The sequence below is a fragment of the Sphingobium fluviale genome, from assembly GCF_004122115.1.
GTDB lineage: Bacteria > Pseudomonadota > Alphaproteobacteria > Sphingomonadales > Sphingomonadaceae > Sphingobium > Sphingobium fluviale.
Genome location: NZ_SBKP01000001.1, coordinates 13,686 through 39,100, shown reverse-complemented (window position 1 = coordinate 39,100; position 25,415 = coordinate 13,686). Strand labels below are relative to the sequence as shown.

Below are 25,415 nucleotides of genomic sequence, written 5' to 3'. Positions count from 1 at the left end.
AAATGTCAAGATATGCACCCTTGAGAGCTTGATATGAGCCTTAACACGCTTTTGAACGCACATCTTGAGGTATTTTATCCGGGAGGGGAGCGGGTGGCACGGGGGCAACCAGGACAAGGATCCAAGCCCATGGGACAGGAATTCTCCGCCAAAGCGTTCAAAGCCGGATTCCCTCATTTCGGCGCCGGTGCTATAGTCGGGCTCGGAAAGGATCAGACGATGGCCCGGGCAGTCGAGTCAGACGAGAATGCGGATGCGGCGACCACCACCAGTGTGGTTGAGCGCCCGCATGCGTCCGATTGGCTGTGGCGCCCCTGGTATGCAAAACTCTGGTGGGCGGCGATCGTGATCTATTGGCTCGGCATGGCGGCATCAGTGAAGGTTGTGTTGCTGGAAGAATTCTACACCGGCGCATTGGCCGGTTTCCTCAACATCGCCTTTTTCCCGCCGCTGGCGCTGATGGTGCTGGGTCTCGGTTATGCGCGAGAATGGTTCGCTTGGAGTGACTGGGAATTCGTCGAGCCGACCCACGAGCAGATGTTCCCCAAGCGCTCAGTCGGCGGCATGCGGGATCCATATTCCGATCCGCTCGATCCGCGGTCCGGTGCGCTACACCGACGGCATTTCCGGTCGCGTCGCTGAAGGCATCACTTGTCGCGACGTCCCTTGAAGCTCGGATCTCCGTCCTGTGGACTGTGATCGAGGTCGGTCGAGAAGGTTCCCCGCTGTAGGACGGACGATTGCTCGATTGAGGTGAGCGGACCAGTGATGTCGGCGGTACCGCGCCCGGAATCTGCCTGCTCAAGGTAGCGATTACGTAGGCCGTTAGGACCAAGTACTTGTCGGCTCAGTTCACTCGAGAACGTGTCGGCCGGACTGTCTGCGCGCGCTGCGGCCCGCTCGGCAGCGGCGATGGCTCCTCGCACATCGTAGTTCACAATATCGATATTGGCATTCGCGCTTTCGGACGTCGATCCGCGATCAGAACTTTCGAAACCCAGGTTGGCGGAAGCGCCGCCTGCAACCGAACTGCCTGAAGACTGACGGCCTCGATCTCCAGCCTTGGTCGGACCAGTACGATTGGCGGATGCGGATATTGAGGCACCGACATCTGTGCCCATGGATGTCTGATCCTGTGCCGACCTTTCAATATTCCGCGTCCATCCAGTCTGCGCCATGATCGCCTGAACGTCGCGCTGGAGCGTGTCGGCAACCTGCGGCTTGAGCCGCCAGTTCCCTTGCCGGTCCATCTCGAACCCGCCGCGCAGCCAGTTGGCCATGGCGGCCTTGCCTTCCTCGCCGCCACCGAGGAAATGCTCGACCGTATCCGGCCCGGCCTGCTTGCCGGCCTCGAACCGCGTGCTGGTATCGTTGCGTGCCGAGCGTTGGGAATTGGTGCTGCTCGAGACCAGCAGATCATTGTGCGCGAAGCTGAACCGGGCCGAACCGCCGTTTGCCACGGCACCGAGCTGACTTTCGTTGATGAGCCCGCCGCGCCACATCTGGGCGGCGGACTCGGGCGTCAGGTTGAGGTTGAAGTCGCCGTTCTGATCCATGGCGATCTGGCGCTTGCTCATATTGATGCCATGCTCGCGCAGCAGCCCCTGCATCCTCGTAAGGCGTTCGTTGTCGACGATGCGGGTGAGCCGCTCGTTGCGCGCGCGGTCGGCGATCCCGCCGGCGCCGCCTTCGGCCATATCGACCTGATTCCCGGCAGTGCGGCTGAGTGCCTGGATGAAGCTGTCGAGCCGGGCCGCCTCGCGCACCGACACGCCTGCGGCCGCAGCACCCTCGGCATAGCCGAAATTATCCGACTGACGCCGCTGCTCGCCGATGCGGGCAGCGCTGCGGGTGCCGCTCGTACCCACTTCGCGCTGGGCATCGAGCTTGCCCGAGCGTTCGGCAAAATCATAACCTGCCGCCTCGCGAGTGCGTCCATAGACACTGGTGCCTTCACGTGCCGCTTCTGCGGTGGCGCCGTCGGCGGTGCCCACCTGGACGGCGGCATTGTAGGTTTCGAGCGCGCGCATGACCTGGGCGGCATTGCGCCCTGTCGCGCGGCCAAGCTGGGTGATCGCGGAGGAACGCGCCTCACCGGACAATGCGTTGATGAACGAGATGCGCCGGCTGGTCTCGTCGAGCGAGAGCCCGAGCATCGATGCAGCACTGCGCTGCCCCTGATTGCCGCCGGTGCGCCAGGCCTGTTCGGTCGCGACATTGCGGCGTTCGGTCTCGGCGACGCGGTCGCCGGCATAATCGCGGCGGCCTTCCATCGCGCCGACCTGGATCTGCGCGCCGGTCAGGTCGTTCTTCAGCATCTGCTCCTGGTCGTAGCTGTTGGCGATGAGCTTGGCGAACGTCGGATCGGCGCCCGCCTCGCCAATCACGCCCGAAGCCTTCAATTCCGCATCCGCCTTGGAGTAGCCGCCGCGCTCGAAGTGACGGCTCGCTCCCTGGAACATCATCGCATAAGCGCGTTCGTCGCCGAACGCCTTCCACTGCACCATGTTCTGTGCGAAGGCGGCAAAGGCCTTCTCGCCCGCTTGCCCCGCGCCGAAGTAGCTGGTGCCGAGGCCGCGCAGCGCGTCCTTTTCGGCAAAATTGTGGATCGCGGAGGTCGTGGCATTGGCGCGCACCGCGCGCGCGACCGCCGGATCGCTCAAATCACGGCCATTGAGGGCAGGGGAGAGCCCGCCCAGCTCGCGCGCGGCATCGATCCCGCCTATGCCGAAAGCGGGCACGCCCGGCACACCGCTGCCCTGCTCACCGAGCACGGCTCCCGCCGCGCCGAAGGAGCGGTTGGCACCGAACGAAGACCGCTCGCCGAAGTCGCCGAAGCTCGAGGCCGCGCCCCGCCTAGCCATGGTGCCGGCCGCCGAGGCCTGGGTTTCGAGGGCGGAGGCATAGCCCTCGCGCGTGGCCAGCGGCGCGGCAGCGGCACTGCCGAGCCCCTGAGCCTGCAAGGCGCTGCCGGTGAAGCTCGAAAAGACATTGCCCGAGAAGCGAAACACGGTGAACACGAAAGCGCCGGCGAGTCCTGCCGCGGCGGTGCGGAAGGTGCCGAAGATCGCCAGCGCCTTCATCGAAGCCGAGGGCGCGAGCATCCAGGCATTAGTGGCAACCGCGTTCGATCGCATCTCGGCGAGCACGTCCATCGCCCGGCCGAGCGTCAGCTGGTAGATGCCGGCATCGATCACGCCCCAGAGCGCGACGAAGACGAACAGCCCCAGGGCAAAACTTGCGACACGCAGATTGATGGGTGTGAGGATGAACAGCAGCGCGATCGGCACCATGAACAGCATGATCCCGAACACGGTGGCCCGGATCGTCGGCATCCATTCGTTGGCGACCGACATGGTGGCAAGCCCGTTCGAGACGATCGCGCGATTGGCCATGACCCGTGCGGCCGAAGCAGGGCTGTCCTCGAACAGCACGTCGCCGACGGTGTTGCCCAGCAATATGTCGGTCATGAACGCCTGCAGCGAAAGCGGTGTCCCCAACATCATCTGGCCCATGTCCCCGAGCCGCGAGCGGCAGCGCGCGAGCTGCGCGGCATCACCGATGTCGTAGCCGGTGCGCTGGCAAACCTGCGCCGTGTAGCCCTCGAACAGCGTCGGATCGGCAAGGCGCGCCTGGATATTGTCCCAGGCCTCCTGGCAGCTCATCGTGGTCCCGCCCTTGTCGGCGGCGGTATAGACCGTGCTGAAGGTTGCGGGACCGGCCATCGCGGCAAAGGAGGCGGGGAGGTCGGTGGTCGTGCGGAACAGCTGGTCGTCGTCGACGCCGTAGGCAGGCGAGACGCGCGCAACAGGATAGCACTGCCGGACATAGTCCTTGATCGTCGCGTCGAGGAAAGAGTCGGTCATGGGCCCGCGAGGACTGACCGCGTTCAAGAACAGGTCGAAGCTGTGCCCGCCCGCACCGAACTCGAGCTTGGCATTGGGGTCGAGCGTGTTGTCGTCGATCGTCTCGGCGAGCGAGCGCTCCATGAGATTGGTGACGCCTGCGACCAGGACCAGAAGATTGGGCACATCGCCGACCGGCTGATAGGCGTTCCTGACCTTGTCGTAGACATGGACCGTGCCCGTGGTGGCGACGAGCCCGACGAACAGGCCGACGCCGACGAAGATCTGGAAGCCAAACGCGACAAGTCCCATGCCCTGGCCGCGGACGCTGGCGATGACCGCGCCAAGCGCAATCCCGACCACCGCGATGATCATCACAAGCGTCTCGTAGCGCGGATCGGCGAAGATCATCGAGACGAGGCGGAAAGCGTCAACCGTTTCGGCGAACCCATCATAGGTATAGAAGCTGGTATCGACCGCCAGCGCGGGCGTGGCGATGAGGCCGAGCAGCAGAGCGGCGAGGGCGCGAATGGCGAGGCGCATGGTATGAGTTCCTGGGGTTGCGGCGTCAGCGGTTGGGAGTAGCGGCGGCCGCGCTGGCATCGCGCGCGTCGCGGTCGCGCTGGCGGATTAGACCAGCATAGTTCGCCGAGAGATTGGCGGCATTGAGCGCGGCCATATAGCTCTGGCGCATTTGCGCGCGCTGGCGCAGCACCTCTTCGCGCAGTTCGCGCAGTTGCTCGATGCCTTTGGTGAGGATGCGCGTCTGGCAGACATTGGCGTTGGCATCGTCGGCCGCGCCCGCCGCGCTGGCACCGCGTTCGGCATTGCCGATGGCGAAGTCGATGGAGCGGGTGAGATCGTTGAGCATCTGGTAGGCGAGAGTCAGCGCCACCAGCTCGTCGGTGTCGGCGATCACCGAATCCGGGACGCCCTGGCGCACGCCCCATTCGAGCATGCGATAGACGGGGAGCGTGCGGACATTGGCGACGAACTGGCGTTCCTCGACAGTCAGCGCGCTGCGCGTGCGGATCTTGACTGTGATCGCCTGCATCCGGATGCGCGCCAGTTCGAGCGCGCCCTTGCCGGTATCGGTGGTGCAGTCGGCCGCGGTCGCGGGGATGTTGAGCGCGCGGCGCTGGACCTTGCCGGTGAGGAAATCGTCTGGGCTCTCGGTATCCTGGCGCGGGCAGGCAGGAATTGCTGAGAACAGCGGCACCTTGTCGGCCGGATCCCAGCGCATGTAGACGTCGCCGACCCGGGCGCGCATCACGCTCGCCCAATCGCCCGCGCCGACGCGGGTCGCGGCATGGGCGAGGAGCGAGCCGGTACGGAAGATGTCGGTCACTTCGGCAGGGCAGTTGGCGAGCGCGTCTTTCAGATCCTCGGTGGGACTGTTGCGGTTCGCCTGGATCTTCTCGCGGCTCTGCTGGTAGCTCTTGGCGAAGCCTTCCTTGACCGACTTGTAGCCGGTCATTTCCTCGATGATCCCCGACATATTGTCGTCGCCCTTGGCGATCTGGACCATCCGGTTGGCGAGCCGGCAGTCGTTGACCTGGATCGAGTTCAGGAAATTGGTTGCCGCTTCCATCTTCGAGATGATGTTACCCATCTTCTCGTCCAATGTTTCGAGAAGATACTGGAAGGCGACGGCGGGCGCGGCCTGGAGGATGCTCTCGAGCTTCTGGACGAGATAGTCGGGGTCGAGGAACGACATGCCGCCCAGGAACATGTCGATGCCGCCGCAGCCCGCCTTCACCTTGGGCAGCGTCAGGCTCATCAGATAGTCGTTGTGGACGTCGATCCGCCCCGACATGCCGCCTGCGGTGACATAGCCGCGGGTCTGGTCCTCGAAGCTGCCGGGCGAGGTGTAGGTGACATTGTCGAACCAGCTTTCCGCCCAGCTCTGGGCATGGGCGGGAACGGTCGTTCCGCAGGCTGCGAGAAGGGCGAGCGCGGAGATGCTCAGACGGGAGAGGGGCTTGGCCATGGCGGGCTTCCTTGCATGTGATAGTGGTGGGGAAGGAACTGGCCTGCCATGATCAATTCCTTCCGGTTCTGGGTGCCGGGCGTGGCGTCATGCCGACGATCCCGGTGAACTTGGACAGAGCGCGCACGCCGACATCGGCGCGAACGCCGGTCAGCATCTTGGCCGCGAGGTAGATGTTGCGCGCGAGGTTGGGCGCATGATCGGTACCGATCGCGATCGGTATAATTCGGTTCGGATCGCCCACCGGTCGTACCCAAGCGACCGGATGCCCGACCCAGGGCAGGGCGAGCCTGCCAGAACGGATCATCGCCTCCTCGCTGCCGATGGTTCGGACCTGCCAGCCATATTGGCGACGCAGTGGGCCGAGCTTGTTCCACATATCCGCGCAAGGGACACAGCCTGGTGCCGTACTCATCTCGATGAGGAAGGCGGGAGCCTGCCCGCGCAGAGCCGCGACAAAATCGGGCGGAAAATCACGGGTGACAGGCGCACGGGCCAGCCAGGCGTTCATATCGGCGAGGCTCGCGACCGGATGGATGGCCGCACGCATCGCTTCCTCGCGCGTGACCGGTCGCGCCAGAGCCGAGCCGCTGGGAGCAGCCACGGCGCAGGCCAGTGCGGCAAGTGCGAGATAGCTCGACCAGCGCATCATTTCGGCCCTGCGGGCAGATCGACGAGATCCCCGCCGAGCATGTCGCTCGCGCGGGAGCGCGGGTCGCTGGCCGAGACCGGGCCATTGGCGAGCGCATCGAAGAACCCGTCTTCTTCGCCCGCGCCGGTCATGAACTGTTCGGGGCGGATGTCGCCAGTAAGCAATTTCACCGCCTGATAGGCCATCTGGGTCAGGTTGGGATAGGCCTCGATGCCGGCGGCGATCACCATGCGCTGCTGGCTGTTTCGCCGGATGATCATGGTGGTCGGTGTCACCTCGACGCCGAAGCGCTGCCCCAGTTCGGGCCGCCGATCGATGTCCATCAGCGTCACCTGCCAGCCCATTTCATCCTGGAAACGCTGGACGATCGGCCACTGCACCCGGCAATAGCCGCAGGTCGAACGCGAGAACATGACCAGCGCGAACTCGCCTGCATGGGCGCGCAGATAGCGGCGGCGGACATCGTCCTTGTACGCGGTGAGCTCGGACCGGGCATCGCCGACCATCGGATTGGCCGATTTGGAATTGAGTTCGGGATGCTGGAGCATGGCGATCTGGGTGACCCCCGCGAACGCACGCGCCTTCCGCCTCGCAAAATCCTGAAGCCGCCAGAAGTCCGAGACTGCATCGACGGTGAGCACGGTCGCGGCATAGTCGCGCTGCTGCTCGATCAGCTTGCGAATTTTGGGCGGGGTCCAGCTCGCGAGTTCGGCCATCGGCGGGATGACGGGCCGGACCAGCGCCTCTGGATCGGGCTCCCTTGGCTCTTCCGCCTTCGGCGGCGGCGCGTACCACCAGTAGCCCTGCTTGATCGTGCTCGACGTCGCGGGGCTTGCTTGCGCGCTGACTGGCACCGGTATGGCCAGGACCAGCAGCAAGCCCATGGCGACCGCGCGGGGGAGCGAGAACCGCGTCACAGCACCTTCTCCATGCGCTTGAGCCGAGGAAGTGCCACCGGGCCGTAGTAGCGGCTGTCGAACCCGTCGGGATGGTGTGAGCCGACGAATATGAAGCCTTGAGGGATCGTTCCGAGCTTCGGCTGCCAGTGATCGAGCGTCATGCCGTTACGCCCCATCGGCTTCGACACATTGAGCAGCTGCTCGTTGCAGTAATACCAGCCGTCCCAGACTCCAGGTGTGTTCGAAGGCTTCTCGATCAGGGCAATGCGCTCGCCCGGCATGCACAGTGCCTGTTTGGTGACGTTGACGGGCCTTGGTCCGGCAAGCGGATGCGACAGCTCGAACATGACATAGTCGCCCTTGCGGATCGGGCCTGAACCGGCGCGCACCGCCACCGCATCGATCGAAGGGCTCATCACCCAGGTCAGCTGCGGGATCGCCCAGAGCGTCGCGAGGCCGATGGGTAGAACGATGGCATAGGCTTTCCACAGCTGCGCCGGGCGGACCGGCTGTCCGAGTCCCGAACTTCCGAGTGCGACCGCAGCGCGCAGGGGCAGCAGCCAGATCTCGGGCCAAGCCGCTCTAGCGGCCTTCCAGGCGAGCTTGAGCATCGCGGACCTCCTCTTTGCCGCCCAGTCGGGCATATTCGTCGAGCAAACCGGAGAGCGCGGCATCGCCGTAGATGACGTGGACTGCGACAGGACTTGCATCGTCGCGCTCGCAATAGGGCTGGGTGGGATCGCCCGGGATCATGGCGAGTGCGGGAACCGCATTCACGCCGTGCTGACGGAACACCAGTGGATCGACGATGAGCTGGACGTTGCGCATGGCGCAGGCCGGACCCTCGCAGCCGGGATCGAGCCGCAGCACCTCAGCCGAGAGCTTCGCCATCGGCCCGACCCTGGCGAGCCCGCCCGGCATCCCGCGAAACGCCATGACGCCGCCCGCCTTTTCGAGCTGCACAGCATAGGTGCGGAGCGTCGTCACTGGCATAGAGGAGGAGACGAACAGCACCGGCACCCAGTCGTTGGCCACTTTGGATGCGGCGTGATTGGCAACGGCGGCCATGTCGGGGGCTTCGAGGCCGAGGGCTTCGCGCAAGCGCTTCCCCATTGCCTCGCGCTGGGCGGCAAAGGCGTCCTTGCCGGCCTCGAGAGCGGCGCGCGCACGCGCGTCCATGGCGGGCGAGGGGGCATGCTTGCGCAAACCCTCGAAAGCGCGGCGGCGCTCGGCCTCGGGTAAATCCGGAAGGGCAGTCGGGCCTGTCGGCGTTTCCGCCTTCTGCCGGGCAACCGCGTCCTTCAGCCGCTCCATCGCGGCATCGCCCTGCTGCCTCGCAGAAGTGTGCGGGGCGGCTTGCGGCGGCGGAGCACTGTTCTGCGCGATAGCGGCATTGGCGCACCCCAGCGCAATGCCAAGCATCAGCAGTGTGCGCCCAGCACGCACGGCGCTACTTGCCGACGGCCTGCATATAGGCATCGATCCTGTCCTTCATGTCGATGTGGATTTGGCTCTGGGTGCGGGCCTCGATCTCCGCATAATATTCGGAAAGGTCCATTTTGGAGAAATCGAGCGCCTGGAACTCTTCCGGCGTGAACCCGCGGCAGTAGGGCTTCTTGGGCGTGCCCCAACCAAGCCCGTTGAACGATTTGAGCTGCGGGCGGCCCTGCTCCTGGATGATGCGCCCGAGCTTGGTGTTGAAGCAGCAATGGCCCCTGGCCTTCTGGATACAGATGCCGAGGATCTTCGAGGCGCAATAGGTGCCGACCTCATGGCACATGCCCGAGCCGCGCAGCATGCCGGTTTCCATATCCTGCTGGTCGCAGCCCTGCAGCAGAACCTCGATCATGAAATTGATCGCAAGGCTGATCGCGAGCGAGGTTGGATCGATCCCGGCGATCATTGCACTGGCCCCGGCATTTGCCGCCTGACCCGCGGTCGCCCCCGCCTTGAACGCGGCATAGGCGGCACTCATGCCGGTGAACACGCCCTTGGCGACAGCGATCTTGGTGCCGATCGAGGAAATCGAGGAGCCCATCCCGTCTTTAACGATCTTGCCCTTGTCCTTGCAGCAATTGCTGAAGGTGTTGAGCAGCCCCGGTGGCCGGCAGCGCATGCCGCGCCCGGAGAATATCTCGATATTGGCGGTGCAATTGCCTTGTCCATCGACCGCGCCGTCCGGGGGCGTGCCCGGATCATTAATCGGCGGCTCCTCGGCGATTGGCGCTGCGCCGGTGTCCTGGCACAGATTGGGCGAGCAGGTTGGCGCGCCGCCCGAGGCCGGCGCTTCGCAAGAATATTGCGCGCCCAACGGACAGGCATAGGTTCCAGGGCCGGTCACGGTGCATGCAACCTGTTGCAGTGGGCATTGCCAGGTGCCGCCCTGCATCTCGGTGCAGCTTGCCGTTTCCCCGGAATCGGCGGCATCGCCATTACCGTTGAGATCGGCGGCGCAGACCTGTTCGGCATGGACCGCTACCGGCGTCAGGCTCGTCGCACCAAGCAGTAGGGTGAGGCCTATGGCATAGCGTGAGATAGCTGGGCGCTTCATGGCACGGCGGTCGTGCAGGTCATGTCGGCGCCGGCGAGTCGGACGGTCTGCATCATCACCACCGCTTCGGGAAAATCGTCGAGACAGCCGCAGGCCGAGACCACTTCCTCGCCGGGTCCGGCGGGGCAGGCATTGTCGGCATCGCAGGTGTGATAGAACGTGTCGTAGCCGGAAGGACTGTTCTGGCGGTTCGCCACTACGCCGTCGGGTGCGGCGGCAGTGTTGGCTTTCGGTGCGCGGGTCTTGCAGATCGCCTCGCAGACGGGAACCGCGGCTTGCGGCGGCAGCGCAAACGCCCGCGTCGATGTTGTGACGCTGCCATCCTTCGCCTTCTGCCGGTCGGCCAGCAGCGTCTCGGTCGAATGGTCGATGATATAGGCGCCGCGGGAGAGATCGGGTTCGGGAAGCGCCGCGCTGTCGGTCGAGCAGACATATGTCCGGTTGCGTTCGAAGAAATCGCGCGTGATCTGCAGCGTGCAGTTGGCACTGCCGAACAGCCGGGTCTGGGGCAACGGCCTCAAGCCCGTAGCAACGCCATTGCGGAAGGTCTGGACGCCGTCGACCAATTCCTCCGAGAGGCTGCATTTGGGATCGGCAGCGTAACCCGAACAGAGATCGACCAGGCGCTCCGCGGTCTTGCAACTGGTATCGACCTCGGCATGGATCTGCGCGAAAGCTTCGCCGCCGCCGCCAACCGCGACGCGTAGCCAGATCTCATGGTCTCCCTTGGTGAGCCAAGGCTTCAGATCGATGTTCGGCGCGAAATAGCTGGTCCGCTTGCGTTCGCATTTCCCGGGCGGATAGCCGCTACCGGTCCAGGCGCCCGGACCATAAGTGACAAGCGTGCCATCGATGCGAAGCTGTCCCCAATCGTCCACGAAGTAATAGGGCAAGGTGGCTGACTTCAGCCGGTCGGGATCTTCGACATGGATCGTCATTTTGAAGTCGAACAGGCGGCAGCTCCCGCCTGAAAGGCTGTTGTTGCTAGGCGAGCCCATAAGGAAGTCGACATTGCCCGCGCCATCATCGATCGTCGCATAACCTCCCGCCGTGCGGGCTATGACAACCTCGACCCTGACTTCCTTGACCGTCACTTCGCGCGTCACCGTACAGCCGCGCAACTGTTGCGCCTTGCCCGTGCCTGCCGGCGAGGCCGCGAGCGCCTGGAACACCGGATTGCTCGACGACAGCGCGAAGGCATCACCCTGGATCGCGGCGGGATTGGTTCGGTAGGCGGTCTGGCCAATCGCCGGGCTCGCGCTGCAGGCGGTGGTCTGCGCGCCGACATAGTCGATGACCGGGCCATTGATCCGGGCTTCAGCCACACCGATGCGGGGATCGGCGGTGGTGAGAGCGCCGACCATGCCGCCGCCCAAGTCCTTCAGCACCGAGGCGAGGTTGCCGAAGACGAGATTGCTGCCGCAGCTGTCGTTGACGCAGTAACAGCCGGCGAGCTCGGGCATATCGACCTGGGTGAGCTTGAGGTCTTTCGCCGCATCCAGGTCCCAGCGGAACGAACGGCACTGGTTCCAGGTGCCGGGATTGCAGGAGATGATGCCGTTCGCGCAGATACCCGAGACCGGAACGGGCAATGTCGCGCTGCTGTCGAACTTGCCGTCGAGATCCTTGTCGCGCGATATCCGCACAACACCGATGTCGCCGGTCCCGTTGGGCTGGATCAGCACTTCGAGCAAATTGGCGGTCTTCTGGCACGCGATGGTCGGCGTGAAGCTTTTGCGGCCATCGACCGTCGCGATCGGCTGACCGCTCATCCCCGGCGTCACATAGTTCTGCTGCAGCGTGTCGCTCTCGCCGGTTTTCGCGCGCGAGGCGGTCGCGGCAGCACGGGCGCGATCCTCCACAGTTTGCGCTTGCAGGACCGAAGGCATGACCAGCACGGCGCCGGCGAGCAGCAGGGGCCAGGTCCGCCCTCGGCTTCTGGAGGTGGCCAGCACGGCCGTCAGCCTCTGTGGGGCGGCTGAGAGGGGGACCGCACCCGAGAGAGGCAGGGCGACCGTGCTGACCGGGGTTGGAGCGACGCCGCCTGGGGCTTGGGGCACCGCTCCCGCCGCGCGCGCACCCTGGCAGCCGTGCTGGCTGTGGCGGGCAGACCATGGCTTACCCAGGGCCCACGCGGGACGTTCGAAAATCCGGGGGATGAAGGCGCTGCTGCTCATGGCACCGGAATCCCGGCGCAGCAGATCACCTTCTCGAAGAGCATGAACTGGGCGTTGTCCTTGCCCGGCGCGTGTTTTCCACTCGACCACAGCGCGCCGGGCCGGCCGATATTGACGCATTTGCCGCCCTTGACGGGCTCCATGATCTGAAGCTTGTAGCGCGACTTGGTCCAGATCGGCTGCGGTTTGAACGAGCAGCCGTCCGCCGAACTGATGGTGAGAGCACCCAGACGTCCCATCATGAAGGTGCCGCGCGCGGCAAGCCCCGCCCAGGCCTCGACCGAATCGTCGAAATGGATGTCGCCGGCGACGGGATAGGTCGCGCCCCACGAACCCATGCACCAGAACAGCGGATCGATGACCTTGCCCGCGGCCGCCGCGGCGCTGTCGGCCATACAGGCAAGGCCCGCAGCGGGATTGCCGAACAGGATGCCCTCGGGCTGGATGATCGCGCCCAATGTTCCCGACTGCCAGGTCGGCAGCACTTCGGTGATCATCGCGACGTCGAAACCGTCGTCCTCGAGGCACGGCAGGTCGGTGAACATGTCGAGCATCTTCCAGACCGGCGAGACGTAATAGTGCATCTGTGCGAACATCTTGCGGGTGTTCGTTCCGTCAGCGATCGAACTCTGGCTGCCCTGGAGTTTTCCGTGCGTCGGCAGCAGATCGGCGCCGAGCGCCATCATGCAGCCGGGCTCGGTCACGACGTCGACCATGCGATTGGGCGACCAGAACGAGACCTTGACCCCGAACCAGAAGGTCGCGCCCTTGCGGCAGGCACATAGGGGTTTGGACGATGACTGCGCGTCGAGTTCCTTCGAGAGCTTGTCGAAGCTCCCGATCCGCACCCCGCCGATGGTGATCGGGAAAATGCAGTTCCAGCGCACCTTGGTGATCGGGTTGAATACTGTGCCCGCCGGGCAAGACGAGGCCTGCGCCGGTGCGGCCAGGCCGAGTCCTACGAGCAGCAGTGACGCGGCTGCGAGCCAGGTTTTCTTGCTACGCATGTTCATGGCGCGGACTTTCGCGGGATGGGAGGAGTGCTCTGCGTCTGTCCCGTGCGCACGAGCCGGACTTCGGTCAGTTCGAGCTTTTGGCCGACCTGCGCGATGATTGCGGGGGCCACCGTGAGGCCGAGCCGGTCCTTGATCCGCTCCTCGAGGATGAAGATGGGCCGACCTGTGCGTTCCGACAGCGTGATGGCATCGTCATCCTTGGCGTCGCCCGCCGCGAGCAGGATGAAGTCGGTGAGCCGCGCGGTTTTGAGCGCCCAGGCGAGATCGCGTGGATGGACGACGACGAGACGCTGCGGCAGCGTCACATAGGTGAGGGGATTGAAGCTGTAGCCCTTGGGATAAAGCAGTTCGCCGCCCGGCAGACGGATCTCGGTATCGAGCGTATAGAAAGGCACGACGCTGCGGGTCTGGCTCTTCGTCGCGGGCGTCAGGCTAGCCGCCTTCATCGCCGACCACCCCGAGCGGGGACCGAACTTCGCGCGCATGTTGGCGGGGAGCTTCGAAGCGCGGGCCTCGATCTCGGCGAGCGCATCGGGTTCGGCGATCGGCCAGGTGCGCCCGATTGTCGAACTCGCGGCATGCGCACTGGCGGCAACTATCACGGCACCGACCAACAGCGCGGCGATCATGCTCGTCTGAAAGGCGACAACGCCCCAGCCTGGCTGGCGGCCTTCTTGCGGAGGCGTGCGATCAGCGTCCATGGCGGCGCCTCCACCAGTCCTGTCGCCGTTCGTCACCACCACCATGGATCGCGGCGACCAGCCCGCCCGCTGCGATGGCGAACACCATGCCCACCAGGATGCGCAGCGGCATATCGACATGCGGGGCCGACCACAGCACCAGCGCGGCCTGGATCAGCAGTAGGAGGTGCGTGCCGACCATCAGGCGGATCGCCGAAGGACCGGGCACAGCGGAGAGGATGCCTCTCATTTCCGCCTCCATCCACGGATGCGATCAAGGGCGCGCCGGAGTGCCGAAGGTAGACGAATGAGACAGATGCCGCCGATCATGCTCGCGACAGCGACGGCGATCACAAGGCCCAGCCAGTCGTCCGGGCGAAAGATCCCGAACAGCCCCGCCACGACCGCAGCGATCCAGGCCTGGCTGACAAGCAGCGAGCATTCGTGCGCGATGCGCGCCTCACGCTCGTCCCAGATTATCGCAGCTTGCCGCCTGGTGATCGCCTCGAACGTGGTGATTTCGTCACCCATTTCCTGATGGCGGCGCAGCAGGAAATCGTGCAGCGTTTCGTCGCGGCGGCGTTCCGCGAATGGGCAGGGCCGTATGCTATGCGAGCCATTGAGCAGTATGTCGTCCGTCATTGGCTCCTCCAGCGGCGATAGCGGGCGGCAAGATGGCCGGTGAGGCCAGACAGCAGGATGAGAAGCACGCCGCTGGCGAGGCAGGCCGCGCCGACGATCGCCGCGCCGCGCAGAACCGTGGCGGCCGGCTGCTTGAGCGCCAATCCGGCGGCAAGCACGAGCGCTGCCATCAGTACCGTCTCGATCACGATCAGCCGGAACCGCCAGCGCAGCGCCGCCGCCTCGGCACGGATCGCGACGCGTGCTTCGATGATGCGCTCGATCTCGGCATCCTTGCTCCAGTCGAGCGGCAACTGGCCATAGTGGGAGTCGGCGTGGGAGCGTTTGAAGCGCATCACACCACCTCCTGTCCGAGCGGGGCGGCAAGCTGCGGCGCGGAAGCCCCGAGAATGTCCGGGGGGTTCACCCCGGCAAGCTCGCATACGGCTTCGAGCGGCGAGCGGCCGTGCCGGATCAGCGCTTCGAAGGCGGCAACTTCGGTCGGCGCCGAGGTGTTGATCCAGTAGCTGAACGGATCGACCACCAGCCGGGCGATACCGAGGCCGAGCGGGCTGTCGATGAACACCTCGGAATAGTTGGGCTTGTTGTTCCGGACCGATTTCAGCAGGTCGAGGACGAAGGGCGAATAGTCGAGGATCTTGTTGTCGACCGCCTTGTCGTAGGTCGACCCCTGCAAGAGGAAGCGCGTCGCGGCGTTTTCGAGGATCACCTGGCCGGTGCCGCCGAACAGGAGGAGGTCGTTCATCGACTGCATGACGATGCCGAAGCTTCCCTGATATTTGCGCGCGCGGCGGTAGCCCTGGCCGAAGGCCTCGGCGAGGCGCGACAGGTCCTGCCCGTCGGTGCGCGTCATGAACTGAGCGGCCTCGTCGCAGAGCACGAAGCGCGGTCGGTCGCGGCCCGACATGTACAGCTCCTGGGTGACGGCGTTCACCACCACCATCACGACCACGTTGAACAGATCGGGCATGTTCTTGAGGCGCTCGAGCTCGAGCACGACGAATTCGTCGCTCGAAATGTCGAAGGTCGAGGATCCGTTGAAATAGTGCCCGTAAGCGCCTTCCGACCCGAAATCGCGCAAGTTGAACGCGAGCTCGCGCGCCACCGGCACGAGATGATCGACCCGATCGAGATCGCTGGCGGTATTGACGGGGTAGGCTCCGAGCCAGTCGCGCACCGCGTCGATCCCGTCCTCGGCCCGGCCGGAGTCGATCGTCCACTGGACGGCGGATTTGAGCAAGTTCCATTCCGAGGTCGAGACGCCCTTGCGGGTCGAGGCATTGGCCATCTCGGCGACGATCGCGACTGCCATGGCGATCGCCGACTGGCGGTCGTCGCCATCGAGTGCGAACCCCATGTCGAAGGGGTTGAGGACGAGCCGCTCCTCGCCGATGTCGATATAGCGGCCCGAACACAGCGTGCAGAGCTTGCGATAGGAACCGCCGATATCGATGATGCGGATGAGCGCGCCAGACGCGTAATATTGCTGGCAGAGATTGTTGAGCAGGAAGCTCTTGCCCGCGCCGCTCTCGGCCGAGACGATGAAATTGTAGTTGTTGATGCGGGGATCGAAGAGATCGAGCGTGATGAGCTGGCCCTTGCGCCCGGTGTAGAGCAGCGCCGGACGGCCACCGCCGCGAAAGTCGGTCTGGATCGGCGTCATCAGTACCGCGGCTTTCACCGGCATGCGGAAATCGCGCTCGAGCATCCTCAAGGTCTTGCCGTCGGGATAGAGCCCGAAGGGGAGGCTCATCGGCAGCAGCACCGGATTGAGGTAGCTCTCCTCCTGCATCATGAACGGGAGGGGCTCGGCTTCCCACAGCCGCTTGGCGCGCGCCGCCATTTCGCGGGCCTGGGCGCGGGTCTGGCCGAACACCCAGACGGTCGGGATCACCCGGACGAAGCGGCTGTTGCCGGCTTCGTCGAGGACCCAGCCGATCTCCTCGATCTGCTTGCCGACCTCGACTGCGAAAGATCCCGCCGCTTTCTGCGCCGAGAGGATCTGCGCGCGCTTGTGGATCTCGAAGGCCGAATGATCGAACAGGACATTCAAGGTATAAAGGAACGGACCGCCGATCTGGTCGCTGTCCTCGGCTGACCCGCGCATACCGCCGGTCAGCCGATTGGCGCGCTCGGCGCTGATCCGCCGCGCGGGCGCCTTGGGCGTGAGGCAGCGCGCGACCTGGTTGCCGAGAAAGACCTCGGGGCCTTCGAACAGAAGGTCGGGTCCGGCATCGATGATCTGCTTGCGCAAGGGGCGCGGTTCGCTGCCGTCGCTTGAACCGTTGACGAAGCTGCCCGGAGCCGCCTCGAACACGCCGTTGAACACGCGCCGATAGAAGGTCATGATCTCTTCCGGCGGCAGCGGGACAATACCCAGCTTGGCGAGCTGCTCTTCGATCTGTCGCCGCGTATCCTGACCCAGCGGTTTCCGCGTCTTGACGGCCAGAATCGTGCGGAAATTGCGGATCGGGATGCCATGGAGCGCGCGAAGGCCGTGTCGTCCCTGGCGCAGGTAATCGTAGGTCCGCCGTGCCGAGGCCTGAATCAGCGGATCGTCGCGGGTCTTCAAATCGAGGAAGGCATCGAGCGCATCGTCGATCAGCGGATCGGCGAAACTCATGATCTGGAGGACCGTGCTGGGTTCAAAGTGAATGTTGAGAACCCCAAGCAAAGCACTGTGAACATGAGCGAACATATAGGCCGATGGCACCAGCTCCCAGGCATAGCCCCAGCCGTCGTCGATGGTGAGGAAGGCACCTTCCTCCTCGACCCAGGCAACGAGCGGCAGATGGTCCGAATAGGAATCGCGCGCGACATGCCGCCGCAGCGCCGCGAAGCTGAGCCCGCCCGCTTCCTCGTGGCGCGCGCTCATCGCCGGAGCTCCTTACCCGGCAGCGCTGCCGGAACCGGTGCGGCTGCGGGTATCGCTGTCAAATCAGGGCTGTCGCCGCCGTGTTCGCGCAGCTGGCCGAGCACGGGCAATTGCGCGGCGGGCGAGACCGGTTCGACCAGATAGCCGCCGACCACCCAGGACGGGCGCTCGAGGATCGAATAGACGTAGCGCGGCATGTAGAGCCGGTCGGGGCGCTGCCGGTCGGCATAGGGCAGGATCAGCGTCCGCACGGCCTGGCTGGGCTTCAGCATCGGCGTGACGGGCTGGTCTATCAGCCCTTGCAGCTCGCGATAGACGCTGTCGCGGTAGGTGCCATAGGTGTTGGATCCGGCCTTGCCATGCGTTGCCGCGGTCGTGGCGTCGGTCGCTGTCGCATTGCTTCCGCGCAGCAGTTTCTTATCACGCGTGACCGCAGGATCGGAGCGGGGGCTACGGCCCGCTACTGCATCCTCATAGGCTTTCTCGGGATGGATGCACTGGCCGTGATCGCTGTTCTTGCAGGAGAACTTTTCCGGATAGGGCGACATCAGCGAGCCGACGGTGGCGCAGCCCCCCAGCGGCAGGGTTGCTGCAATGAGCGTGAGCGGCAGCAGGCGGCTGAGGCGCGGCCGGACGAAGGGCGGGTGCTCCATGGCGGTTTCTCCGAAGCTGGGGTGAGGCCGGGGCATCAGAACTTGGCTCCAGCGCTGGGCTTGATTTCGAGGGTCACGCCCTCCTGGATGACCACGACGACTTCCTTGGCCGCGCCGACCTCGACGATGGGGCCGGCCTGACGGGCGAGATCGAGGTAAAAGTCGGTGAGCTTGTCCGAGGATTTGGAGAGGCCGCCGGCGATCCCGGTCTTGGCGGCATCGCCCGCGTTTAGCGTGCGCACCGTGCCCAATGCCGAAGTTGAGGTCTCGCCGAAGGTGCTCTCGACCGACTGGCTGATCCCGCTGATGGTGCCGGCGATGAAGCTGCGCGCAAGCGCGGCGCCGGCGCGGGTGACGACTTTGCCCGACAGGCCCTTCTTGCCGTCAGCATCGACGAAGAAGCCCTTGACCGGCTGATCGACCACCGAATGCTCGTCGAAATCGACGCAGGACAGGCTCACAAGCTGGATCTCGACGCGTTCCTTGGCGAGGCTGCCGGTCGCGTTACCGATGACGAAACAGCCCGACAGGTTCGCCTTGACGTCATTGGGAAGCACGGCGGGCGCCTGAACGCGGGCGATGATCGGTTCCGGGTTCGAGGTCGCGTCCCGGCTCGCCAGTGCGTCCACCCCGGTCAGCAGCCGCGCCTTCATGAAACCAGGCGGCAAATAGATCGTCCGATTCTTTTTTTTCGAATCCGGCCCGTTTCCTGAAGCGTCCTTCGGCAGCATCGGACTGGTCGCCGCGCCAATCGACCCGACGACCTTTTCAACCGGCGGGGCAGGGGGCGCGGCCGGCGGTGCGGGGGGAACCGGTGGGGCCGGTAAACCTGCTTCCGACCCGGGGACACCGGCGGGCGAGGGCGGGAAGGCGGGCGCACTGCCAGGCAGCGCCGGCGGCAGGTCTCCGCCGTCGACTCCGGCGCCGTCGCCACCGGGCGTGGCGCCGTGGGGCACGACCTTGCCTTCCTCGATCGCGGTGATGCGGTCGCCGAGCAACTGCTGGCCGTCGATGACCTTCTTGAAATCGCCGCGCAGCTTCTCCTCGAGGCTGTCGCCGCGCAGCCCCGCGCCCATGTCGAGCTTGGATGCGGCGGGTGCGGGGGCCTTGTCCTCCTCGCCGCCAGTGCTGGCCGTATAGAGCCCGTAGCCGAGCACCCCGACCGCACCGGCAAGCGCCGCCTGCTTGATGCGCAGCTTTGCGCCTGAGCCGAGCGCATCCCAGCGCGCCTTCCAGCCGAGCAAGGCAGGGCCGCGCTCCGGCCCAGCAGCTTCGGCCGCCAGATGTGCCTGGTAAGGGCTGCGCTCGCCATTGGGACCTGGCAGGGCCGGGCCCCCATCAGATTTCTCAGCGCCGGACATGGGAGTATCGTCGATGCTCATTGTGCCTCTCCCCGGCGGATGACGATGAGGCGTGCGGTCTCGCCATGCTTGAGCGTCAATCGGTCGAGCGAGACCGCGAACACGTTTGCGCCGAGGCTGCGGTCGAGGAATGTCCGCTCGTCGAGCGTGGTATCGCTGTTCGCAGCGACCAGATATTCGGAGGCCGATAGCCCCGCGCCTTCGATCGCGACGCGCCGCCGTTCAGTGAGGATCGCGGTAGGAAGCCCTTCGAGCACGATCCTGCCCAAGCGCGGCGCGACCTCGGCGAAACTTGCCGGCACCCGGTCCTGCAGCATGGCCAGCGTGATCGAGACCGCACGGTCCTCCTCGACCAGCGGACCAAGCAGATCGCTGTTGGCCTTGGCGCGCTGGATCGAGCCGGGCGCAAGCGTCACGGTCTGCGCCGGGATGTCGGCCGGTTCGGCATAGAGCGGATAGATCGCGCCGTTGCAGGCGATGAAGAATTCCGACGGGGCGGTGACGTAGCTGCGCGTCGTCTGACCCAAATCCTCGGTCTCCTTGACCAGGAACTTGATCCAGGCGTCGGCGCCCGCCTTCTCGACCGCGATCGCCTTTTCGGCGGAGAACTTGACGTCCTCGATCTCGCCGCCCTCGCAGACGACATGGTTGATATCGCGGTTGGAGAGGCGGATCGTGCTGGTCTGGTCGGGAAGGGCGATGATCCCCTGTGCCCGCGCTGGCATAGCTGGCGACAATATTGCGGCGGCAAGCAGCATCGCCGGGAGCGCGCGCGGGGCGCGTCCTTTACCGGAGTTCGGCATCGAAGTTTTCCTCGGTGAGTTGGGTGAGCCAGAACCGGCCGTTGTCGATGGCGTAACCGATGTGGAGATTGCCCCGGAACTTGCGGATCACCCCGCCAATGACGCGGACCTTCTCGACCGGAACGACGATGTCGGTCGAGGTCCAGGTGACGGGCTGGTCGGGCCGGATATAGGTCGCGATCGACAAAGTCGGATTGTTCGCGAGTTCGTCGAGAATGGCATTAAGGCTGTCGCGCAGGCCATTGTAGGCGCTGGGATGCGCTAGGCTCAGCAGTTCCTGGAACTGCTTGTCGGCGCTGTAAGCGGAATAGGTGCCGGAAAGGCTGACCACGTTGCGGGTCATCGTGCGCATGTACGCCACCGAAGGCGTATTTCCGGTGACGTAGAGATCGCCGCTCGCCCCAAACGGCACGATCACCGTCCGCTGGTTCTGGTTGGTCGTGTAGATCAGCGTGCCGAGCACTGCGGAGACCCCGAACATGCCGGCGATCGCGAACTTCAGGAGCCGGTTCTCCTCGAAGAGGTTGGCCGAACCCTGGAGGTAGCGGTGGATCGCGAAGCTCGCGGGTTTGCCGGCGAGCGGGTCGGACACCTCGGTCTTGCTGGATTTGAAGAACGGCATCGTCGGTCTCACTCGAAAAAGCGCGTTTGGGTCGGACCCGGGTAATGGCGAAAGGAAACCAGCCCCCAGCGCCAGGCGAGGTGGGGCAGGAAGCCGCGCGGTTTGCTGCGCTTCCAGGGGATGAAAAGGAGAAGGGCACAGATGAGCACCCAGCCGACCAGTCCGCCGACGATCGCGGCGACGAAGATGGTCGACATGACCAGTACGAACTCGTCCGAGCCGAACCAGAGGATCTGGACCGGGCCGTGCAGATACTGGGGCAGACGCTCGTCCAATGCCCTTCTCCTCCTGCTTCATGACACCCGTCGTCAGGGGTCATTTCCGAAGGCCGACCATCGGCCTCCAGCGTGTCGGGGGTCTCACCGGCAGCGGGTCCACTCGGGCGACCGGCTGACTCCCAAGGGGTTCAGATCACCATCCCGAAGGTCTGCAGGATCGAATCCGACTTGATCAGGGCGACCGCCGCGACGATCGTCGGGATGCCCACCATGATGTTGGAAAACAGTCGCGAGACGCCGAACAGAAAGGCTGCGACGCCGCCGACGAAGCCGAGCGGACCCTTGACGCCCTTGTTCACGACGATGTCGTAGATGTCGTAGCCGAGGTCGCCAGCGGCCGGCGCGGTGAAGGCGTGGGCGGCTCCGCCCGCCAACGCCAGGAGGGCCAAAGGGAGGCCGACATTGGCGACAGCCGCTGCCTGGTTGCCGATCTTCTTGATCATGTGTTTAACTCCACTTGCCTGGAGCCGCCCGGGACACTGCCTGCCGGCATCGATGGATGATCGCTGTCGGCCGACGCGCGCGGTGGACGGCTCCTGATAAGCCGCGAGCGCCGGCATTTCGGTCCGCCTGACTTCGGCCGAAGAGGCCGGGTGGCAGGCGTCCGCCAGATGAGGGGAACGGCCTTCAACGCACGGCATCGGCGCCGGCCTTTTTCGCTTCGAGGAACGACTCGAGTTCGGCCTGCTGGAAACCCGAGACGAGCTTGCCGTCGGCAATCAGCGTCGGCGTGCCGGTGATGCCGAGCTTGCGCACGATGCCGGCATCTTCGGCGACCCTCGCCGCACCAGCGGCGCACTTTTCGAGCTGCTTGGGTGCGGCGCCAGCATAGATCGCGCGGAACGCGGCCTCCTTGTCCAGCGAGCACAAGATGTGTTCGGCCTTGGCTGCGGCCTGGGGGTGAATGCCGCTGACGAAATAGATCAGGCGGCGCACGGGCTTGCCTTCGGCCGCCTTGGCCGCCCAGAACTTGTCGAGCGCGCGGCAATAGGGACAATCGGGATCGGTGAACTCGATGACGGTGGGCGCATCCGCCGGACCGATCGCCAGCGCCTTGTCCGGATCGATCAACTTCAACCGCTTTGCTGTGCTCGCTTCCTGCGCGAGCGCGGTGACGTTGACGCCGTTCTTGTCGTAGACGGTTGCGAACAGGATGTGCTCGCTCGTGGGGGCATAATAGATGATGCGCCCGCCAGCGACCGCCTGATAGATCGTCCCCTTGACCGGCGCGCGTCCGAATTCCTCGAACTGAAGGTTGGTGAAACTCTGGCGGAGTTGGGCCTGCGCGGCTTCGGCCGCCTCGGCGAGCACCTTGTCCTCGGACTTGCCATTGTCGCCGGGCGCCGCGAGCGCAGCGGTGCTGCCGATCAGCAGCGCCAGGGCGCCGGTCGCGGCGTGAAACGCCTTTAGCTTATCGGCTTTCGCCATGGGGAGCCTCCTTCGGGTGGTTGGAAATCAGGGCGTCCCGGTCGAAGCTGACCGTGCTGCCGAGCGTGACCGGCGGGGACGATGGCGCCGCGGTGGCCGAAGCATCGGCCTCGTCGACGCGGATCACGAAGCCTGTGGCGGCTTCGGCAATGAATTGATGGCGCGGGCCGGACGGGGGAAGCGTCACCGGTCCGGGGACCGGGGCACAGGCCGTAATCGAGTTGGCTGTCAGCACGAGGCAGAGGCTATGCAACGCTGATCGTCGAAATCGGAGCACCGGCTACCTCCTGCCTGCGAGTTTCCGCATGCCGAACCGGGAACCTGTCCCGAACCGGCCGCGTTCTGTGGCGGTAGGAATGGTGTTTTTGACTTCAAATCCGCAAGGCGCAGGCCATTGTCTTGGGCAATGGGCTACGTCATTCTGACAAGCGCCATCGAGTTACGCTTTTGGTTACCAATTCGTTGTAATTGAGGTCGGCCTCAGGGTCGGCAGGAGGAATGAGAGACCGGCTCAGAGCGATGGAAAGGAACGATTCGCGCGGTGGGAAGGGTCTCGAGAACCTTCAAACTGAAACTGTCACCCGCCGGGGTCGAGCTATTCCTCGACTGCCATTGCCGGCTCGGCCATCTTGTCAATGAACTGCTTCCCTTCGGCAATACGCTCTACTGCGCGCTGCTTCATCTTGAGCGTGTCGATACGCGGATTATTGCCGATGGCTTGAAAACCTTGAAGGAATCCGGTCTGGCCGGCGACAGGGTCTGTTTCGTCGGCGCGCCGCTCTCGCTGACGGAGACGACTTCCAGACTCGCAGACCGGCTCGGCCCCGCGGCACAGCGGCGAGGTCCCGCTGCACTCAACTCGCGGCTCTTCATTGTCGCGCTGAAGCAATTTCGTCTGGCATCGCCCGAAGCCATCATGACAGCCTATGACGAGATGCTCGTTCAGGCCGGCGACTGCCTGAAGGTCGGCAAGACATTACGCGTCCGACGATCAGAGCTTTCCCCGATCGGGCAATAATGGCCACAATTGGCGTTGACCAATTGTGTATGAAACACCAATCCTCGACTGTCGTGCTGCCGTGGCGGGCCAGATTCAGTAGTCAGGAGTGGGCGATGTCGCACGAAAGCGTGGCATCCGGTCCGGACGAATCTTCGCTTGCCGAAATCAAGCAGATGTCAGGCCGGAGAATAGAGGATGAACGCAGACGCCAGGGACTTACCCAACCCAAACTCGCGAAGCGGGCCGGTCTCAGCGTGAGTTGGATCCGCGAGATCGAGTCCGGCAATCCCAGGACCCGGATTGACGATCATTTGCGCTGCGTGACCGCACTGGGAATGCCGCCCTGTACCATTCTCATCCCCATGCTGTTCAAGGCGCACGGCAAGGCCTTCCCGCCCCAGCTCCTCGCTGGCAATCTTCATGAACTCGAATGTCATTTGCTCGAGTTCATAGTCAACCACACCATCGCCGACATGCGCCGCAGCCTGGGTTCTGACCTGGGCGAAGGATCTGAATCGGCGTTTCCGCAACTGCGCTAGCGAACTCTGACCGAAACGGAGGAATCTGCATTTTTATCACTAATGCGACGCACTAGCATATTCCCACAAGCTCCGTGTAACGGATTTCCGCGCGCATTGACCATACGCCCGCCGCCAGAATTCAACCATCCCAAGGAGAGCCGCACATGCCTGGAAACACGTCGTTTGCAACGCACGCAATGGCGTGTGGCGAACCGGTGCTTCAGTGGCTCCCTTCCAGAGTGTCGGGGATGTCCGGCAATTGTCGCCCAAGGCATCGGCGGTGAACGATGGCCCTGATGAACCAAGCTCGACTGCACGGCCCGAACATATCCTTGCAGGGTACTATCCGGAAACCGGTGAACCTGCCCTTCGCGACACTGGTCTCGCTATCGTCCGTTGGTGGCTCAAGGCGCGGCGTCTGCGTGAGGAGACGTTCGGGCCGGGCCTGTTCGCCGACCCAGCCTGGGATATATTGCTCGACCTCTACAGTGCCGCCGCACGGGGCGAGCAGGTGCCGACATCGAGTCTCGCCCATGCTGCACGCGTGCCGCACAGCACAGCGATTCGCTGGGTCAAGCTCTTGGCGAAGGCTGGCATAGTGGTCCGGGAGAAGGACCCTCGCGATGCGCGCCGAGTCCTTGTCAGCCTCAGCGGCGCCGCTACTGCATTGATGGAGGGCTATCTCGGACGGCTGAGCCGAAGCGGCGCTATTCCCGCCGCTATCGTTCCGCAGGCCCCCGCATGATTTATTCGCGGCACCAATCGTCCCTGAACTATCAGGCTGTTTGTTGGCGATGCCGACGAATTTGCAATTGGCGCCTGAAACGATAATCCGTTGTTCAGTTCGTCTCACCCCATTTCTCATCGGAAGGATATCCATGGAAGCGCAGTCGGATCAGGATCTCAACCTTCTCACGCTCACTGCCGACATCGTTTCCGCGCACGTTGGCAACAACAGCGTCGCGATCAGCGATTTGGCTAACCTGATCGCCAGCGTCCATGCGTCGCTGGCTGGTCTGGGAACGACAGATGAGCCGGAAACGGTCGCACAAGAACCTGCAGTCGCGGTGAAGCGCTCCGTCAAGCCGGACTACATCATCTGCCTGGAAGACGGGAAGCAACTCAAGATGCTGAAACGGCATCTGATGACGCACTACCAGATGACACCCGAGCAGTATCGCGCCAAATGGAAGCTGCCCGCCGACTATCCGATGGTCGCCCCGAATTATGCCGAAAAGCGACGCGCGCTGGCCAAGAAGATCGGGCTCGGGCGGAAGCCTGGCAAGGTCAAGACCGCGGCAGTCCGAGCGCCAGCGCCTGCCAAGAAGGCCAGCGCGCCGCGCAAGGAGTTGTCCGTCGCTGCGGCTAAAGGCTGACGACCCTACCCACTCATTTTCTACAGACCCCAACCCTCGAATGGAG

At 64.5% G+C, this 25,415-nt stretch carries 27 protein-coding genes; 5 read left to right on the top strand and 22 right to left on the bottom strand.

Going from position 1 to position 25,415, the window contains the following annotated elements; translation table 11 throughout:
- The first annotated feature begins 33 nt into the window (after positions 1-33).
- On the top strand, positions 34-642 hold the full coding sequence (locus EQG66_RS15485) for a hypothetical protein (protein ID WP_245987744.1): 609 nt from the start codon (positions 34-36) through the stop codon (positions 640-642).
- Between the two features lie 5 nt (positions 643-647).
- Here EQG66_RS15485 and EQG66_RS00210 read toward each other — a convergent pair whose 3' ends face one another.
- The 22 genes from EQG66_RS00210 to EQG66_RS00105 form a co-directional block, all read right to left on the bottom strand.
- Complete coding sequence (locus EQG66_RS00210; RefSeq protein WP_129402549.1) at positions 648-4,388, bottom strand: conjugal transfer protein TraG N-terminal domain-containing protein; 3,741 nt, start codon at positions 4,386-4,388, stop codon at positions 648-650.
- Between the two features lie 25 nt (positions 4,389-4,413).
- A complete protein-coding gene (locus EQG66_RS00205; protein WP_129402548.1) occupies positions 4,414-5,835 on the bottom strand; it encodes a conjugal transfer protein TraH in 1,422 nt (473 codons plus the stop codon).
- Positions 5,836-5,887: 52 nt separating this feature from the next.
- Positions 5,888-6,484: a conjugal transfer protein TraF gene (locus EQG66_RS00200; protein ID WP_164975563.1), complete on the bottom strand. Its 597-nt coding sequence runs from the start codon at positions 6,482-6,484 to the stop codon at positions 5,888-5,890.
- The gene (locus EQG66_RS00195) at positions 6,484-7,371 is read right to left on the bottom strand and encodes a conjugal transfer protein TraF (RefSeq protein ID WP_129402906.1); all 888 of its coding nucleotides are present in this window, start codon (positions 7,369-7,371) and stop codon (positions 6,484-6,486) included. Before EQG66_RS00195 ends, EQG66_RS00200 begins: the two co-directional genes overlap by 1 nt.
- Before the next feature lie 29 nt (positions 7,372-7,400).
- On the bottom strand, positions 7,401-7,997 hold the full coding sequence (locus EQG66_RS00190; RefSeq protein WP_129402547.1) for a S26 family signal peptidase: 597 nt from the start codon (positions 7,995-7,997) through the stop codon (positions 7,401-7,403).
- The gene (locus tag EQG66_RS00185) at positions 7,969-8,865 is read right to left on the bottom strand and encodes a type-F conjugative transfer system pilin assembly protein TrbC (RefSeq protein WP_129402546.1); all 897 of its coding nucleotides are present in this window, start codon (positions 8,863-8,865) and stop codon (positions 7,969-7,971) included. Before EQG66_RS00185 ends, EQG66_RS00190 begins: the two co-directional genes overlap by 29 nt.
- On the bottom strand, positions 8,837-9,937 hold the full coding sequence (gene traN / locus EQG66_RS00180) for a conjugal transfer protein TraN (protein WP_129402545.1): 1,101 nt from the start codon (positions 9,935-9,937) through the stop codon (positions 8,837-8,839). Before traN ends, EQG66_RS00185 begins: the two co-directional genes overlap by 29 nt.
- Positions 9,934-11,826: a hypothetical protein gene (locus tag EQG66_RS00175; RefSeq protein ID WP_164975562.1), complete on the bottom strand. Its 1,893-nt coding sequence runs from the start codon at positions 11,824-11,826 to the stop codon at positions 9,934-9,936. Before EQG66_RS00175 ends, traN begins: the two co-directional genes overlap by 4 nt.
- Positions 11,827-12,110: 284 nt before the next feature.
- Positions 12,111-13,121 (bottom strand): TraU family protein, encoded by a 1,011-nt coding sequence (locus EQG66_RS00170; protein ID WP_129402904.1) that lies wholly within the window; start codon positions 13,119-13,121, stop codon positions 12,111-12,113.
- 2 nt (positions 13,122-13,123) lie between these two features.
- On the bottom strand, positions 13,124-13,831 hold the full coding sequence (locus EQG66_RS00165; RefSeq protein WP_425470198.1) for a conjugal transfer protein TraW: 708 nt from the start codon (positions 13,829-13,831) through the stop codon (positions 13,124-13,126).
- Positions 13,821-14,060 (bottom strand): hypothetical protein, encoded by a 240-nt coding sequence (locus EQG66_RS00160; RefSeq protein WP_129402544.1) that lies wholly within the window; start codon positions 14,058-14,060, stop codon positions 13,821-13,823. Before EQG66_RS00160 ends, EQG66_RS00165 begins: the two co-directional genes overlap by 11 nt.
- Positions 14,057-14,452: a hypothetical protein gene (locus EQG66_RS00155; RefSeq protein WP_129402543.1), complete on the bottom strand. Its 396-nt coding sequence runs from the start codon at positions 14,450-14,452 to the stop codon at positions 14,057-14,059. Before EQG66_RS00155 ends, EQG66_RS00160 begins: the two co-directional genes overlap by 4 nt.
- A complete protein-coding gene (locus EQG66_RS00150) occupies positions 14,449-14,787 on the bottom strand; it encodes a hypothetical protein (protein WP_129402542.1) in 339 nt (112 codons plus the stop codon). The genes EQG66_RS00155 and EQG66_RS00150 overlap by 4 nt, the downstream gene beginning before the upstream one ends.
- On the bottom strand, positions 14,787-17,327 hold the full coding sequence (locus EQG66_RS00145) for a TraC family protein (RefSeq protein ID WP_129402541.1): 2,541 nt from the start codon (positions 17,325-17,327) through the stop codon (positions 14,787-14,789). The genes EQG66_RS00150 and EQG66_RS00145 overlap by 1 nt, the downstream gene beginning before the upstream one ends.
- Positions 17,324-17,980, bottom strand: a complete 657-nt coding sequence (locus EQG66_RS00140) for a TraV family lipoprotein (RefSeq protein WP_129402540.1) — start codon at positions 17,978-17,980, stop codon at positions 17,324-17,326. The genes EQG66_RS00145 and EQG66_RS00140 overlap by 4 nt, the downstream gene beginning before the upstream one ends.
- A 35-nt stretch (positions 17,981-18,015) precedes the next feature.
- On the bottom strand, positions 18,016-19,341 hold the full coding sequence (locus EQG66_RS00135) for a TraB/VirB10 family protein (protein WP_129402902.1): 1,326 nt from the start codon (positions 19,339-19,341) through the stop codon (positions 18,016-18,018).
- A gap of 17 nt (positions 19,342-19,358) precedes the next feature.
- Positions 19,359-20,144 (bottom strand): type-F conjugative transfer system secretin TraK, encoded by a 786-nt coding sequence (locus EQG66_RS00130; protein ID WP_425470197.1) that lies wholly within the window; start codon positions 20,142-20,144, stop codon positions 19,359-19,361.
- Positions 20,128-20,766, bottom strand: a complete 639-nt coding sequence (locus tag EQG66_RS00125; protein WP_129402539.1) for a TraE/TraK family type IV conjugative transfer system protein — start codon at positions 20,764-20,766, stop codon at positions 20,128-20,130. Before EQG66_RS00125 ends, EQG66_RS00130 begins: the two co-directional genes overlap by 17 nt.
- A gap of 8 nt (positions 20,767-20,774) precedes the next feature.
- A complete protein-coding gene (locus EQG66_RS00120) occupies positions 20,775-21,041 on the bottom strand; it encodes a type IV conjugative transfer system protein TraL (RefSeq protein ID WP_124807523.1) in 267 nt (88 codons plus the stop codon).
- 131 nt (positions 21,042-21,172) lie between these two features.
- Entirely contained in the window at positions 21,173-21,487 is a 315-nt protein-coding gene (locus EQG66_RS00115) for a hypothetical protein (protein WP_129402538.1), read from the bottom strand.
- Between the two features lie 184 nt (positions 21,488-21,671).
- Positions 21,672-22,472 carry a DsbC family protein gene (locus tag EQG66_RS00110; RefSeq protein ID WP_129402537.1) on the bottom strand — a complete coding sequence of 267 codons (801 nt, stop codon included), beginning with the start codon at positions 22,470-22,472 and terminating at the stop codon, positions 21,672-21,674.
- Entirely contained in the window at positions 22,456-22,749 is a 294-nt protein-coding gene (locus EQG66_RS00105; RefSeq protein ID WP_129402536.1) for a hypothetical protein, read from the bottom strand. Before EQG66_RS00105 ends, EQG66_RS00110 begins: the two co-directional genes overlap by 17 nt.
- A 264-nt stretch (positions 22,750-23,013) precedes the next feature.
- On the opposite strand from EQG66_RS00105, the gene EQG66_RS00100 reads away from it, so the two are divergent.
- The 4 genes from EQG66_RS00100 to EQG66_RS00085 all read left to right on the top strand — a co-directional run bounded on the left by EQG66_RS00100 (position 23,014) and on the right by EQG66_RS00085 (position 25,369).
- Positions 23,014-23,490: a hypothetical protein gene (locus tag EQG66_RS00100; protein WP_129402535.1), complete on the top strand. Its 477-nt coding sequence runs from the start codon at positions 23,014-23,016 to the stop codon at positions 23,488-23,490.
- Between the two features lie 95 nt (positions 23,491-23,585).
- Positions 23,586-24,011, top strand: coding sequence for a helix-turn-helix domain-containing protein (locus EQG66_RS00095; protein ID WP_066766963.1), 426 nt, complete (start codon positions 23,586-23,588; stop codon positions 24,009-24,011).
- Positions 24,012-24,273: 262 nt separating this feature from the next.
- Positions 24,274-24,738 (top strand): MarR family transcriptional regulator, encoded by a 465-nt coding sequence (locus tag EQG66_RS00090; RefSeq protein WP_245987742.1) that lies wholly within the window; start codon positions 24,274-24,276, stop codon positions 24,736-24,738.
- Between the two features lie 133 nt (positions 24,739-24,871).
- Positions 24,872-25,369: a Ros/MucR family transcriptional regulator gene (locus EQG66_RS00085; RefSeq protein WP_129402534.1), complete on the top strand. Its 498-nt coding sequence runs from the start codon at positions 24,872-24,874 to the stop codon at positions 25,367-25,369.
- Positions 25,370-25,415 lie beyond the last annotated feature (46 nt).